This window comes from Kitasatospora sp. NPDC005751 (genome assembly GCF_040630835.1).
In the GTDB taxonomy this organism is placed as follows: Bacteria; Actinomycetota; Actinomycetes; order Streptomycetales; family Streptomycetaceae; genus Kitasatospora.
On record NZ_JBEXYC010000007.1, the window covers coordinates 53,353 to 67,191 of the forward strand.

Sequence of the window (13,839 nt, forward strand, 5' to 3'; positions counted from 1 at the left end):
GTCGGGTCAGACGCCGACGGCGGCCTGGCCGCGGGCGAGCAGGCGGGTGCGGGCGTAGGCGGCCAGCTCGGGGCCGGCCGCGGTCGCGGCGGCGTCCTGGGTGGTGCCGCCGGGGCGGTAGGTGCCCGAGACGGTGTAGTAGCCGTAACGGCCGATCGTGGTGTGGGTGTTGGCGCAGCCCGTGGTCACGCACCAAGCGATGCCGGCGGGTGTGGTCAGCCCCTGGATCTGGCCCTTGTGGGCCTGGCCGACGGCGTCCGCCTGCGGCTTGTGGTCGAAGACGGCGACCCCGACGGTGACCGCGCTGTCGCCGGAGGTGTACGTCGCGCGCAGCAGTTTGCGGCAGGACTGACCGCTCGCCACGTCGCCGAGGCCGCCGGTGGTGGCCTGCCAGCAGGTGTCCGTGCTGCTGGTGGCGATCCGGTTCCAGGTGCGCCCGCCCACGGTGAGGCTCGGGGCGGCGAACAGGGTGCCCGGGTCGAGCGGGGCGGTGTCCGTCGCGGCCTCGGAGATGACCGTCAGCGGGTCGCGCGGTGCGCTGCTCGCCGGTGCGGGCGCACCGGCGGGGGGCACGGCCGGGGGCGCGGCGGGCGGGGGAGCGCCCTGGGTGGCGCCCGCCCCGGGCTTGCCGGGGGTGGCGGTACCGCTCGGCCTGCCGCCGGACTTGCCGGGCGAGGGGGTCGGGCTCCCGGGGGCGGTGCCGGTGGGGCCGGGCGCGCCGGTCGGCGCGGTGGCCGTCGCGGTCGGTGCCGCCCCGGTGGTGAGGCCCGTGTCCGCGCCGGTCGGGTCGGCGGTGGGGCCGGGCCGGAGCGTGGCGGTGCCGGTCGGGTGGTCGTTCCGGGAGCTGCCGGAGACCGTGATCGCCGTCGCCGTCATCCCGCCGACCAGGGCGGTCGCGAGCACGCTGGCACCGATCACCCGCAGCCGCTTCCGGCGCCGGATCTCCTCCTCGTGCTGTTCGGCCATGGCCGCCCAGTCGGGCTGCCGCGGGGCGGCGGGGCCGGCGAGGTACGGCGAGCCACCGGCGTACGGCGCCCGGGCGGTCGGCCCGGCCTGCGAGGGATCGGTCCGGGGCGGGCCGGCCTGCGCCGGATCGGCCTGCGGTGGGTCGGCGGGTGCTCCGGCCGGTGGCGGGAGGGAAGCCCCGCCGGGTGTTCGCGTGCTGTCCGTCGTCCCCACCCCGTCCGTCATGGTCGGTGATCCTATGACATGACTGATGGGCCGGGAGTGGGCGGAGGGACGGCCGTGTCCTGCTCGTGGAACGGACGCCCGCCGGGGGCGGCGCGACGGGAGGTCGCGCCGCCCCCGACGGGACGGTGGGGTGTCGCGGGCGGGATCAGGCGATGGCGAAGTCGTCGCCGAAGACGTTGCCCTGGCCGTACCAGCCGTGCAGGTACACCGTCACGGTGCCGGAGGCGCCGGTGGTGAACGGGACGGTCAGCTTGGTCCAGCCGGAGGCGTTCGTCCAGGTGCTGGCGGTGGCGCCGCCGCTCACGCCGAGGTAGGCGTAGCTGCCCTGGACCCAACCGCTCAGTGTGTACGAGGTGTTGGGCGACAGCGTCACGGTCTGCTGGCACTGGCCGGTCTGGCCGGCGGTGGCCGCGGCCTGCAGGGCGTGGGCGCCCGAGTGGGCCGGGGTGGCGACCACCGCGCCGCCGCTCTGGCAGGTCCACGGGGCGAGGCTGCCCGTCTCCAGGCCGCCGTTCACCAGGCCGCCGGGCGGGGTGACCCCGGTGACGGTGAGGTTGTAGGTGCTGGTGTGGCTGCCGGAGGTGGCGTTGCCGGTGATCGTCAGCGGGTAGGTCCCGGCGGCGGTCGCGGCGGTGGTGGTGATGTTCAGGGTGGCGGTGCCGCCGGCGGTGACGCTGCCGGGGGTGACGGTGGCGGTGACGCCGGCCGGGGCGCCGGTGACGGTGAGGTTGACGCTCTGGGCGGAGCCGGCCGTCACGGCGGTGGAGACGGTCGCGCTGGTGGCGGAACCGGCCGCCACGGTGCCGGAGTTCGGGTTCACCGCGACCGAGAAGTCGTTGCCGGGCTGGGTGCTCGTCACCTTCAGCGAGTAACTGCTGGTGTGGCTGCCGGAGGTGGCGTTGCCGGTGATCGTCAGCGGGTAGGTCCCGGCGGCGGTCGCGGCGGTGGTGGTGATGTTCAGGGTGGCGGTGCCGCCGGCGGTGACGCTGCCGGGGGTGACGGTGGCGGTGACGCCGGCCGGGGCGCCGGTGACGGTGAGGTTGACGCTCTGGGCGGAGCCGGCCGTCACGGCGGTGGAGATCGTCGCGCTGGTGGCGGAACCGGCCGCCACGGTGCCGGAGTTCGGGTTCACCGCGACCGAGAAGTCGTTACCCACCGGGGTGCTGCTGGTGTACTGGGAGAAGATGTGGCTGAAGTCCCACTTGCCCTGGCTGATCCCGGAGCAGTCGTCCCGCCCGCCGGTGCCCGGGCAGCCGCCGTTGTCGCGCTGGAGGGCCCAGAACGACAGCGTGTTGATGCCCTTCGAGACCGCCCAGTTGTACACCGCGGTCGCGTTGGCGACGGTGAAGGTCTCCGCCGGGCCGAAGTCGTCGATGCCGACCATCTCGGTGACGCCGATGGAACCCCACAGCTGCGCCGGGGTCCTGGTCGGGTAGAGCTTGGCCAGCTGGTTGTAGAGGCCGGTCGCCGCGGTCTGGGTGTCGGCGGCCATGTCGTGCGCGGCGTTGTCGTAGTAGTCGAAGGTCATCAGGTTGACGACGTCGATCCGGGCGTTGTTCGTGACGGCGTTCTTCAGCACCGCGAGGCCGCTGGAGGCGAGTCCGCTGGTCGTCGTCGGCAGCGTGTAGGAGAACTGGATCGAGCGGCCGTTGGCGGCGGCCCAGTCCTGCACCAGCTTGATCGCCTTGTTGCGGCGGTCGATGCCCGCGGTGTTGGTCAGCGAGTTGTCCTCGATGTCCAGGTCGATCCGGCTGATGTCGTACGTGGTGATGACGTTCTCGAAGGCGGCCGCGATCTGGTTGACATCCGTGCAGCTGTCGGCCAGTTCGGTACCGGTGTTGTCGGCGGTGTAGCCGCCGAACGACGGGATCACGTCACCGCCGTTGGCCCGGATGGTGGCGATGTCCGCGCCGAAGGTGGCCTGCGAGACCGGCATCGAGCTGTCGCCGTTCCAGTACGGCGTGCAGGAGCCCTTGGTGGCGGCCTGGAGGAACGCCATCGTCAGGTGCTTGGCACCGGACTGGGCGGCGAGCGCGGCCGGGCTCTCGCCCGTCCAGGCCTCGAAGTACGGGGCGAAGACCCGGGTCGGCAGCGGGGTGGCGGCTTCGGCCGAGGCCGTCCCGACGGCGACCAGGCCGGCCGACGCGGCCAGTGTGACACAGGCCGTCAGGGCGGCCTGGAGTGTTCTGCGTAGACGCATGGAATTCTCCAACAGACTTGGTGGGGCGAGACGTTGGTGAAGAGCGGGGCTGCGCGGCGAAACCGTGGGACCGCGCAGCTGGCATTGCTGCGGAGCGGATGCTGCGGAATGTGGTGGGGGCGTGCGGCGGGTGGGCGTACGGAGCCCCCGTGCCACCCGGACGGGCGGACGACAGTGTGTGGGCAGGCGTGCGCCGTGCGGGTCGGGGGTGGAGCGGAGCAGGGCAGGGCAATGCCTCAGCCGCCGGTGGTCACACCCCCACAGTGCATCCCGGTCGGATCGACATGCTTATGGTTGGACTAGACCACTCGTCTGTCAAGAGTCCTAACTGTTCGTCGGCGGACGGGTCGGGCGGTCACCGGACGCACCGTCAGGTCCGCGCGGGCGGCGCCGCCGGAGCCCCACCGGCCCCAGGGGCGCGGCTCGGCGGGAGGGCCGCCGCCGGGGCCGGGAGCGTCTCAGGAGGCCTGTGCGAGCAGCTCGTCGACGAGCTCGGCGACCCCGTCCGGCCGGCGCCACCGGACGGCGGGGCGGTGCGCCGCCAGCCCGCGGATGGCGGTGGTCAGCCAGGCGTCGTCACCCAGCAGCTCGGCCCGCTTCCGGTCGACGACGAGGCCGAGCAGCGACTGCAGGAGCACGATCTCGCGGGAGGGGTAGAACGCGCGGTGGTGGCTGAACCCGGCCGACCACATGTCGTAGGGATGCCGGACCATGGCCCGCAGGCAGGAGCCGTGGGTGGTGATGCCCGGGGTCCTGCTCAGCAGGCCGCCGACCCTGGAGCTGGAGAACCGGTCGGCGGTGACCGCCACGCCCAGCTCCATCAGCCGGTCCCAGGCCACCGGGTGCGGCTCCCGGCCCACGACGCGGTGCACCAGGCCCTCGGGCTCGAAGGTGAGGTGGGCCCGCTGTCGGTGGTCGCCCAGGATCCAGCGGCCGTCGACCCGGACCAGCGGGCCGAGGCGGTCCGCGACGGGCTCGGCGCGCCCGGCGGCGGCGGACGCGGCGGACGCGGTGGTCGCGGCGGCGGGTGGCGGGGCGGCGGCGTTCGGCTCGGTGGCCACGGTGCTCCTCGGGCAGGCGTCGGCATCATGCCGACCAGTCTTCCCGGCTCACCTGGTAGCGACCGTACACCTTCGCACCGCTACCCCGTACGGCAGTTCGGGAATCGCCGCCGCACGGCGGGCGATCCGGACGGTGCCACGCCGCCTTGGTGCCGTGGCCGCGCGCCGGTCGTTGCGCGCGGCCACGGCGGGCCCGGTGCTCAGGACACCGGGCGGCTCGGGGCGGTCCGCCCGTGGTGCGGGACCGTCAGGCCGGCGGGCAGAGGGTGGCGCGCAGGGCGTCGATGATCTTCTCGGCCTTCTCGGCGCCGAAGCCCTGCGGGTGGTCGGGCGCGGTGAAGCGCTGGTTCACCAGCTCGACCAGCTTGGCCCGGTCCTTGGGGAACTGGTACATCGCCTGGCACTGGTTGCGGGCCCGGTCGACGGCCTCGTCGGGCTTGCCGCCGACGATCGCCGGGTCGATCGCGTCGAGCGCGGCGACCAGCTTGGCGGCGTCGGCCGAGCCCGGCTTGGCGGGCAGCCCGGCATCGGCCGGAGGCGCGGGCTTCGGCGGCGCCGACGTGGCGGGGGCGTCGGGGGCGTCGGGGGTGGCGGGCGGGGTCGATCCCGGCGCGGGCCCGTCGGGGCTGCCCGTGGCGGGCGCGCCGGGTGCGGTCGGGGTGGCCGGCGCGCCGGTGCCCGAGGGGTCGGCGGTACCGCCGGGGGCGGGGGTGCCCGGTGCGGACGCGGTGGCGGCGGCCGGGGTGGTGGGGGAGCCGGCCGCGGATCCGTCCGAACCCGAGCCGGACGAACAGGCAGCCAGGCTCACCGCGGCGAACGCCGTGAGGGTGGCGGCGAGGAGACGAGTGCGCATTCCGCCACACTGTCATGTTCGCGCCGCTCAAGGGAAGATCCCCCGACGGCGAAGCGGCGGCGGCCCGGGGGTCGCCCCCCGGACCGCCGCCGCGTGCTGTCACCGGCCGTACGGTCGGCCGGCTCGTACCGTCGGCCCGGCGCGTACGGTCCGCCGGTCGCCGTCACTGCCGGTCGGGCCGTCCGGCCGCCCGGCTCAGCTCAGGCCGTTGGCCTTCAGCCACTCCTTGGCCACGGCGGACGGGTCCTCCTTGTCCACCGCGACCTTCTTCATCAGCGTCGCCAGGCCGTCGGTGCTGAGCTTGGCCGACACGGCGTTCAGCGCGGCGACGGCGGGGGCGTCGACGGCCGTCTTGTTCACCAGCGGGGTGATGTTCTGCGCGCCGAACAGGTGCTTCGGGTCGGTCAGCGGGACGAGCTTCAGCTGGGCGATCTTCGGGTCGGTGGAGAAGACGTTGCCGACCTGGATCGAGCCGTCCTTGATCGCGTTGGCGGTGGTCTCGCCGGTCGGCTTCCACTCCTTGAAGGTCAGCCCGTAGACGTCCTTGAGCGGCTGCTCCTGGCGGGTCTTGAACTCCGGCGGCCCGCCGATGGTGAACTCGCCCGCCTTGGCGGCCAGGTCCTCGATGCTCTTCAGCTGGTACTTGTCGGCGCTCTCCTGGCTGATGCTCAGGGTGTCGTTGTCCTCGGCGGGCGAGGAGTCCAGGATGGCCAGCGAGGCGGGCAGCGTCTTCGCCAGTTCGGCGTTGACCTCGTCCTTGGTCGCGGCCGGCTTGCCGCCGAGGTAGGAGAGCAGCGCGCCGTTGTACTCGGGCAGCACGGTCAGGCTGCCGTTCTGCAGCTGCCCGTAGAGCACCTCGCGGCTGCCGATGTTGAACTTCTCCTCGACCTTGACGCCCTTGGCCTTCAGCGCCTGCGAGTAGATCGAGCCGAGGAGCACGTTCTCGGGGAAGTTGGCCGAGCCGACCACCACGGTCGAGCCCGAGCCACCGGTCGTCGCGCCGGCCGGGGCCGAGGCGCCGCCGCCGAGCGGGTCGCCGCCGGAGGAGGAGCAGGCGGTGGCGCCGAGGGCGAGCGCGGCGACCGTACCGAGGAGCAGGGCCCGGCGGCCGCTTCGGCGGCGTGCGGATGTCGACATGGTGATTGGTGTCCTTTCGGGACGGCAGATGCTCGGTGGGACGAGCGGGACAAGCCTGCGGAGCGGGATCAGGGGGACTCGCGCGAGGAGCGGGCGCGGCGCTGGGCGCGCAGCCCGGGCGGGAGCGCGTAGCGGGCGAGCAGCGCGAAGAACAGCTGGGCGCCGACCGCGAGCAGCACCACGAGCAGCGCGCCGCCCACCGTCACGGCGTAGTTCCGGGTGGCCAGCCCGTCCATCACGTACCGGCCGAGCCCGCCGAGGCCGACGTACGCGGCGACCGTGGCCGTCGCGACCACCTGGACGGTCGCGGTCCGGAAGCCGGCCAGCAGGGTGGGCAGCGCGGACGGCAGGCAGACCTGCCGCAGCACCTGCGGGTGGGTCAGCCCGACGCCGCGCGCCGCGTCCCGGACGTCCGGATCGGTCCCGCGCACCCCCTCCACGGCGGCGACCAGCAGCGGCGGCGCGGCGAGCGCGACCAGTGGGATCAGCACGGCCGTGTCGCCGACCCCGGCGAGCAGCACCGCGAGCGTCACCAGGCCGAGCGTCGGCAACGCGCGGGCGGCGCCGGCCAGCGAGGTGACGGCGGTGGCGCCGCGGCCGGTGTAGCCGATCAGCAGGCCGAGCGGCACGGCCAGCAGGGCCGCGAGGAGCAGGGCCTCGCCGGAGAGCACCAGGTGCTCGGTCACGCGGTGCACGATCGAGTCCGGACCGCTGCGGCGGTCCGGGGAGGAGAAGAAGTCCCCCAGCCAGGAGAGCCAGTTCATCGGCCGGCCCCCTTCTCCCGGACGGCCCAGGGCGCGAGCAGCCGCCGGGCGCCGACCAGGAGCAGGTCCACCGCCAGCGCCAGCGCGGCGATCAGCACGATGCCGGCCACGATCGGGGTCGGGAAGGTGCGCTGGAAGCCGTCGATGAAGAGGTAGCCCAGCCCGCCGCGTCCGACCAGGGCGCCGACGCTCGCCAGCGAGATGCTGGAGACCGCGGCGACCCGCAGGCCGGCGACCAGGTACGGCACGGAGGCGGGCAGTTCGACGGCCGTCAGCCGGTGCCACGGCCCGTAGCCCATCGCGGTGGCCGCCTGGCGGACCGAGTCGGGGACGGCGTGCAGGCCGTCCACGGTGGTGGGCAGCAGGACGGCGACCGCGTAGAAGGTCAGCGGGATCATCACGGTGGCCTGGGTGGCCAGCCCGGTGTAGGGGATGAGCACCACGAAGACCGCCAGCGAGGGCAGCGCGTAGACGACGTTGAAGACGGCGGCCAGCGGCTGGTAGAGCCGGGGGTGGCGGGCGCAGGCCAGGCCGAGCGGGACGGCCAGCAGCAGGCCGATCAGGACCGGGAGCAGCGCGATCACCGCGTGGTCGGCGAGCAGGTCGCCCAGGTAGCCGAGGTGGTCGCCGATCCAGTACCACCGGACGATCGGTTCATCGTCCACCGGTGGCTCCGTCGATCGCGTCCTCGTCCACCTCGCCCGCCCCGGGCGGGTCGTAGGCCTTGGCCATCGCTATCTCCTCGGCCCTGGGAGCGGGCGCGGCCGCCAGGGCGGTCAGGACGGCCTCCCGGCTCGCCGTGCCGGTGGCCCGGCCCTCGGCGTCCAGGGCGACCGCGACCCCGGCGGGGGAGAGGACGGCGGCGTCCAGCGCGGAGCGCAGGGTGTCCGCCTGCGGGTGGTACCCGGCGACGGGGTGCAGCGCGGCGGCCGGGGCGTCCCGGTCGATCCAGCCGATCGGGCGGCGCTCGTCGTCCAGCGTCAACTCCCACCGGCCGTAGCGCAGTCCGTCGGCCACCGGGCGGACGGTGACGGCGGTGGCCGGGCGCAGGCCGAGCCCGCGCAGCCCGCGGTCACGGCCGAGGAAGGCGGCGACCTCGGCGTCGGCGGGCGCGGTGAGCAGCGTGTGCGGGTCGGCGAGCTGGGCGATCCGGCCCTGCTCGCGCAGCACCACGACCTGGTCGCCGAGCCGGATGGCCTCCTCGATGTCGTGCGTGACGAAGAGGACCGTCTTGTGCAGTTCGGACTGCAGCCGCAGCAGCTCGTCCTGGAGTCCGGCCCGCACCACCGGGTCGACGGCGCTGAACGGCTCGTCCATCAGCAGCACCGGCGGATCGGCGGCCAGCGCCCGGGCCACGCCGACCCGCTGCTGCTGGCCGCCGGAGAGCTGGAACGGGTACCGCTTGCCGGTCTCGGGCGCGAGCCCGACCAGCTCCAGCAGCTCGGCGGCCCGGGCCCGGGCCCGCTTCTTGTCCCAGCCGAGCAGGTAGGGGACGGTGGCGATGTTGTCGATCACCTTGCGGTGCGGGAAGAGGCCGGCCTGCTGGATCACGTAGCCGATGCCGCGGCGCAGCTTGGCCGGCTCCAGCTCGGCGACGTCCGTGCCGTCCAGGAGCACCCGGCCCGAGGTCGGCTCCACCATCCGGTTGACCATGCGCAGCAGGGTCGTCTTGCCGCAGCCGGACGGGCCGACCAGCACCGTCGTCCGGCCGGTGGGCACATCGAGGTCCAGGCCCCCGACGGCGATGGTGCCGTCGGGATGGCGCTTGCCGGCGCCGTCGAATCTGATCACGGGGAGTTTCCTCTGTCTCGGCGCCGCCCGGTGGTGGCGCCGATGGTGTCGGTCTGTCGGTCGTGGCGGTTTGTCGACAAGTGACGGCCCGTGAAGCGGCCGCCCTTCGTCGGATCAACTGCCCGGGCGTTCTTCCGCCCGCGTGGCTGCCCTGCGTCGGACCGGCGGAAACTCCGATCAGACTATGACCTGAATCATCTCCTGTCCGTGATTTACCCTCCGCGTGGGGCGGCCGCCCCCGGGAGGCCGGGCCCGGCCCGGGTCCGTCGGGCCGGCCGCCGAGGGGCCGCGTCGGCGCTGCCACCGGGCCGGACGCGCCCCGGACCAGGTGGGTGGGAGCGCCCTGCGGGCGCTCCGCTCAGCCGCCCTGCCGTTCAGTCGCCCTGCCGTTCAGCCGCCCTGACGCGTCGGCAGTCCGGCGGCCGCCCAGCCGACGAAACCGTTGTCCAGGTCGGTCGCCCGGTGCAGCCCCAGCTCGCGCAGCGAGGCGGCGGCCAGGCTGGAGGCGTAGCCCTCCGAGCAGACCACGACCACCTCGACGTCGTAGCCCTCGGCCTCCGGGATCCGGTGACTGCCCGTCGGATCGAGCCTCCACTCCAGCACGTTGCGCTCGATGATCAGCGAGCCGGGGATCTCGCCCTCGGCCGCCCGCTGCGCCGCCGGCCGGATGTCCACCAGCAGCGCGCCGCCCAGCTGGGCCTGGTACGCCTCCCGGGCCCGGGGCCGGTGGACCCCTTCGCGGGCGCGCTCCACCAGGTCGTCGATCGTGGTCACCATTGCTCCGGTCCTTCCTGCGAGGTGCGGACCAGTCCGCCGGCCCGCAGTTCGTAGTGCGCCATCGAGTCCAACGGCGGTGAGTAGGCGTGCAGCGTGACCGCGGGGCCGGCGCCCGTGTTGCGGACGTCGTGCACGTATTCCGGGCCGAAGGCCCGGGCGGTGCCGGCCGTGATCCGGCGGATCAGCAGGCCCTGCTCCGGCCCGCCGAGCGAGAGCTCCTCCAGCTCGCCGAGGGCGACGGCGAACGCGCCGCGCGAGCCGCCGTGGTCGTGGAAGCCGGTGGACTGGCCGGGCAGCCAGCTGATCAGCCAGACCTCGTGGTCCTCGTCGGCCACCAGGCGCCGGTACCAGCGTTCCTCGGTGGAGAGCCGGACGTGGTGGATCCACTGGTCGGGCTGCTCGGCGAGGTCGCGGACGATCGCGCGCAGGGACTTCGGGGTGAGCGGGGTACCGGTCCGCGCGGGCGCGGTGGTGGCGGAGCCGGCGGCGGTCGGGGCGTCGGGGGCGGCTTCGGTGCGGGCCGGGCCGGCCGGGGTGCCGGGGGCGAGGTCCAGGCTCATGTGGGCGTCCTCGGGGAAGGCGGAGCGAGCGGAGGTACGGCCGTACCCGGCGAGGGATGCAGGCCTGCCGGGTACGGGTGCGCCGGGAAACGGGGCGCGTCAGGAAGACGGGTACGGCTGCGCGGCGCGGGCCCTGGCGGACGTCACAGGGCGGGACCGGCGAGGAGGGTCAAGGTCAACAGGCACAGATGGAGCTCGCCTGGCGTCGCAGATCGACGTGCAGGCGGCAAACCAGAGTGGTGCCGGAGTCCATGCGCCGGATCTTTCCCGACCCGCGGGGCGTGAGTCAAGCGGGCCCGGTCACTCGTGCGTGGCGCGCCGGGGTGCGGGAGGCGCCGCGGCCGGGCGCGCTGCCGTGCTGGTCGGAGCCGCCGGGGCGGTCGGCGCGGGGGCCGGCGCCGGGGTCGGTGCGGGGTCGGCCAGCGTCGCGCCGAGCACCGGGGCGGCCTGCTCGCCCAGATGGCGGCCGAGCGTCTGGTAGGCGTCGAACTGCCGGTGGTCGAACCACTGGTCGCTGGTGCTGTCGTTGGGGAACGCCGCGTTGGCCGCCGCGTAGGCGTGCAGCTCGTACGGCATGCCGACGGTGAGGACGGCCTGGACGACGATCAGCGTGCCGTGGTGCCGCCACTCGTCGCCGTGGGAGCCGTGGTGCCGGTCGCCGACGGCCGGGCCGACGCGGGTGTCGTCGCCGGGGGCGTCGAACGGGTCCGGGTAGCGGATGTCCCCGGTGATCACGGCCCGGGCGGAGAGCCGGCCCGCCAGGCGTGCCGCCAGACCGCGCAGCGACGTGTCGTCGCTGCCGGGGATCAGCAGCTCCGGCCGGTGCAGGGTGATGACGATGCCGAGCTCCTCGCGGGCAAGGGTGATCGCCGCCGCCAGACTCGCCGCGACCGGGGCGTCCCCGCTGGCGTCGACGCAGACCGCCGTCCGCACGCGGTGCCGGAGCAGCTCGACCAGGCCGAGGTTCTCGTAGTGGCCGCCGTCGGTGGTGAGCAGGAAGCGGTCGTCCATCGGGAAGCGGCCGCTCAGCTCGCGCAGCTGGTAGGGGAGCCGGCGGACGGCGGGCTGGGAGGGGAGCCGCCAGTCCCGCCCCGGCGCCCAGAGCGGCCCGAGCGCGGCCGGGTTGGGCAGCCAGGTGCCCAGCCGGGCGTTGGTGACGGCGAACAGGCCCTGGTAGGCGCGGGACTGACGGCCCATCGCGGAGGAGAACGCGGCGCCCGAGACGGCCATCGCGGACTGCACGGTGAGGTCCCTGGCGATGTGCCGCCGGGTGCGCCGCTCCAGCAGGTCGGTGCGGGCGTAGCCGACGTCCGGCCCGCCCACGTAGTCGTGCGAGAAGGTGAAGGAGACGGCCCGGCGCCCGGGCGGCGTGCGGGAGCTGCCGGACAGGTTGGCCGCCGCCGCGAAGATCATCTGAGGGACGTCGGGGTGCCGGGCGCCGTAGTGGCTGAGCCAGGTCTGCTCTCGGTAGAAGTGGTACGGCCGGGCCAGTGCCTCACCGTCCTCGGTGGCGCGGCGGACGGCGAAGGCGGAAGCCAGCCGGCGCCGGTAGAACGGGTGCAGGCTCATCCACGTCTGGTCGAGGTTGAGCCCCACCGTCCCGAGCACGAGGGGCAGCAGCACCTGCGCGGTGGCGGGCCAGGCGTGGCCGGTGGCGACCGCCCAGCCGAGCGCGAGCAGCGCGCCCGACGACAGCGTGGCGAGCGCCGCCCACACCAGCAGGTACTGGACCAGTCCGTCCGTCACCCCGCCGCCGAGCCGCCGGGTGCTGTGCAGCAGCCCGCCGAGCGCCGCCGCGCCCTGCTCGACGACCCGGCGGCCGCGCCACAGTATGCCGAGCAGCAGGGTGAGGTAGCTGAGGAGGACGGTCAGGCTGAGCCCGGCGCCGGTCTGCCGGGCGCCGACCGCCAGCTCCTGCTGCAGCCAGACCGCGCCCCAGGCCAGCCCGGGCACCACCAGCACCCCGGCGGCCACCAGCGCGGCCAGGGCGAGGGCGCCGTGCGAGAGCCGCCGCAGGGTGCGCGGCAGCGGGGTGTCCCAGCCGAGCTGCGAGAAGGCGAGCAGCCAGAGCAGCCAGCAGAGCGCGGCCGCCGCGAGCAGCCCGAGCAGCGCGAGGACGGCCGGCTGGCGGACGGCGAGCGCGCCGAGCCGGCCGGCCCCGCCGGTGCGCAGGCCGACGGCGGCCAGCGCGTCCAGGTCGGTCAGCGGGACGAAGTGGTAGAAGCGGCTGAGCCCCAGGCCGAGCACCAGGACGGCGGCGAGCAGCAGGGCCAGCGCCGCGACCAGGCCGCGGAGCAGCGTGCCGAGGGCGACCAGCCACTGGCCGGCCCCGTCCGCGAGGTACTTGGCGTGCCGCCGGAGGTGGTCCTCCTCCGGCGAGCCGGGCTCCAGGACGTCGTCCGCCGTCAGGCCGGAGACGGCGTGCTCCGGGCCGCCGGGCGCGGAGTCGCTGAGGGCGAGCTGCAGCGCGCCCGTGGTGTAGCCGCCGCCGGAGACGGAGACCAGGTAGCGGGCCTGCTTCAGCCAGGGCCGCAGCGCCTGGAGGACGCCGAGGGTGACGCAGGCGGAGCGGATGCCGCCGCCGGAGACGCAGAAGCCGAGCCGGGCGGGCTCCCGGCCGGGCGGCACCCGGGTGCCGTTGCGCCAGCGGGCGTGGCGGTCGAGCGGCCCGTGCGGGCGCGGGCCGGCCGGCCAGCGCCCGCCGTGGCGGGTGGCCACCGGCCACGGCGGGATCAGCTCGGGGCCGGCGTCGGCCGGTCCGGCGCTCCCGGCGCGGGCCGCCGCGGGCGGCCGCCGCAGGATGCCGCGCGCCGCGCGGTGGACGGTGATCGTGAGCACGGCCAGGGCCATCGCGCCGGCCGGCAGCAGGAGCAGCCACTTGACGGTGGCCAGCGCGGTGGCGGCGGCGAAGGGCGCGTCGGAGCCGGCGTGCGGGCCGGGGCCGGTGCCGAGCCCGTCCAGCCCGATGCCGAGCAGCGCGTTCTCCGCGATGTCCAGGGCGCCCGCGAGCAGGCCGACGGCCCCGGCGGCGATCGCGGTGAGCCGCCAGTGCGGACGGGTGAGCACGTACCGGCCGAGCAGCCCGGCCGCCGCGAGGGTCAGGGTCCAGCCGCCGAGCAGCCAGGGCTCGGCCCGCAGCGCCGCGAGGTGGTCGGCGGCCCGCCCGGCGACCACGGCTCCGGCGGAGGCGGCGGAACCGGCCAGTTGCAGCCGCACGCTCCGCACCGCGGGCGCCCACCGGGCGAAGAGCAGGCTCCCCAGCACGAGGGGCAGCGGCACGGCCAGGGCGAGCAGCAGCCCGGCCCACGGCGGTACCGGACCCGGCGGAGGGTCGGGGGGCGCGCCACCCGGCCCGGGCGCGGCGGATGCGGCCTTCACCTCGACCTCCCCCCGTGGGCCCGGCCCGGACGACCGCCGGGAACTCACCGTCCGGAGCGCCCCGGTGACGGACCGGAGCAGCGTCCACCGGCGTCTTACCCCGGCGCGCGGTACTTCGCACCCGGAT

The 13,839-nt window shown here is 75.3% G+C and carries 12 protein-coding genes; all 12 read right to left on the reverse strand.

Going from position 1 to position 13,839, the window contains the following annotated elements; translation table 11 throughout:
* Positions 1-6 precede the first annotated feature (6 nt).
* Positions 7-1,191, reverse strand: coding sequence for a hypothetical protein (locus ABZ497_RS09950; RefSeq protein ID WP_359804220.1), 1,185 nt, complete (start codon positions 1,189-1,191; stop codon positions 7-9).
* Positions 1,192-1,336: 145 nt separating this feature from the next.
* Positions 1,337-3,391 (reverse strand): glycosyl hydrolase family 18 protein, encoded by a 2,055-nt coding sequence (locus ABZ497_RS09955; protein WP_359804221.1) that lies wholly within the window; start codon positions 3,389-3,391, stop codon positions 1,337-1,339.
* 458 nt (positions 3,392-3,849) lie between these two features.
* A complete protein-coding gene (locus ABZ497_RS09960) occupies positions 3,850-4,452 on the reverse strand; it encodes a hypothetical protein (protein WP_359804222.1) in 603 nt (200 codons plus the stop codon).
* Positions 4,453-4,699: 247 nt separating this feature from the next.
* A complete protein-coding gene (locus ABZ497_RS09965) occupies positions 4,700-5,305 on the reverse strand; it encodes a hypothetical protein (protein ID WP_329490472.1) in 606 nt (201 codons plus the stop codon).
* Between the two features lie 195 nt (positions 5,306-5,500).
* Positions 5,501-6,442, reverse strand: coding sequence for an ABC transporter substrate-binding protein (locus tag ABZ497_RS09970; protein WP_329490473.1), 942 nt, complete (start codon positions 6,440-6,442; stop codon positions 5,501-5,503).
* Positions 6,443-6,510: 68 nt separating this feature from the next.
* Complete coding sequence (locus tag ABZ497_RS09975; protein WP_329490475.1) at positions 6,511-7,206, reverse strand: ABC transporter permease; 696 nt, start codon at positions 7,204-7,206, stop codon at positions 6,511-6,513.
* Complete coding sequence (locus ABZ497_RS09980) at positions 7,203-7,871, reverse strand: ABC transporter permease (RefSeq protein WP_359804223.1); 669 nt, start codon at positions 7,869-7,871, stop codon at positions 7,203-7,205. The genes ABZ497_RS09975 and ABZ497_RS09980 overlap by 4 nt, the downstream gene beginning before the upstream one ends.
* On the reverse strand, positions 7,861-8,997 hold the full coding sequence (locus ABZ497_RS09985; protein WP_359804224.1) for an ATP-binding cassette domain-containing protein: 1,137 nt from the start codon (positions 8,995-8,997) through the stop codon (positions 7,861-7,863). Before ABZ497_RS09985 ends, ABZ497_RS09980 begins: the two co-directional genes overlap by 11 nt.
* A 390-nt stretch (positions 8,998-9,387) precedes the next feature.
* Positions 9,388-9,774, reverse strand: a complete 387-nt coding sequence (locus ABZ497_RS09990; RefSeq protein WP_359804225.1) for a rhodanese-like domain-containing protein — start codon at positions 9,772-9,774, stop codon at positions 9,388-9,390.
* On the reverse strand, positions 9,768-10,334 hold the full coding sequence (locus ABZ497_RS09995) for a cysteine dioxygenase family protein (protein WP_359804226.1): 567 nt from the start codon (positions 10,332-10,334) through the stop codon (positions 9,768-9,770). Before ABZ497_RS09995 ends, ABZ497_RS09990 begins: the two co-directional genes overlap by 7 nt.
* A 175-nt stretch (positions 10,335-10,509) precedes the next feature.
* Positions 10,510-10,587 (reverse strand): putative leader peptide, encoded by a 78-nt coding sequence (locus ABZ497_RS10000; protein WP_101948289.1) that lies wholly within the window; start codon positions 10,585-10,587, stop codon positions 10,510-10,512.
* 47 nt (positions 10,588-10,634) lie between these two features.
* Positions 10,635-13,712 carry a hypothetical protein gene (locus ABZ497_RS10005; protein ID WP_359804227.1) on the reverse strand — a complete coding sequence of 1,026 codons (3,078 nt, stop codon included), beginning with the start codon at positions 13,710-13,712 and terminating at the stop codon, positions 10,635-10,637.
* Between the last annotated feature and the right edge of the window lie 127 nt (positions 13,713-13,839).

Bases quoted from the DNA above. Each gene is read 5' to 3' on its own strand.
- ABZ497_RS09950 (WP_359804220.1), bottom strand. From the start codon at position 1,191: ATGACGGACGGGGTGGGGACGACGGACAGCACGCGAACACCCGGCGGG.
- ABZ497_RS09975 (WP_329490475.1), bottom strand. From the start codon at position 7,206: ATGAACTGGCTCTCCTGGCTGGGGGACTTCTTCTCCTCCCCGGACCGC.
- ABZ497_RS09990 (WP_359804225.1), bottom strand. From the start codon at position 9,774: ATGGTGACCACGATCGACGACCTGGTGGAGCGCGCCCGCGAAGGGGTC.
- ABZ497_RS10000 (WP_101948289.1), bottom strand. From the start codon at position 10,587: ATGGACTCCGGCACCACTCTGGTTTGCCGCCTGCACGTCGATCTGCGA.
- ABZ497_RS09955 (WP_359804221.1), bottom strand. From the start codon at position 3,391: ATGCGTCTACGCAGAACACTCCAGGCCGCCCTGACGGCCTGTGTCACA.
- ABZ497_RS09970 (WP_329490473.1), bottom strand. From the start codon at position 6,442: ATGTCGACATCCGCACGCCGCCGAAGCGGCCGCCGGGCCCTGCTCCTC.
- ABZ497_RS09995 (WP_359804226.1), bottom strand. From the start codon at position 10,334: ATGAGCCTGGACCTCGCCCCCGGCACCCCGGCCGGCCCGGCCCGCACC.
- ABZ497_RS09965 (WP_329490472.1), bottom strand. From the start codon at position 5,305: ATGCGCACTCGTCTCCTCGCCGCCACCCTCACGGCGTTCGCCGCGGTG.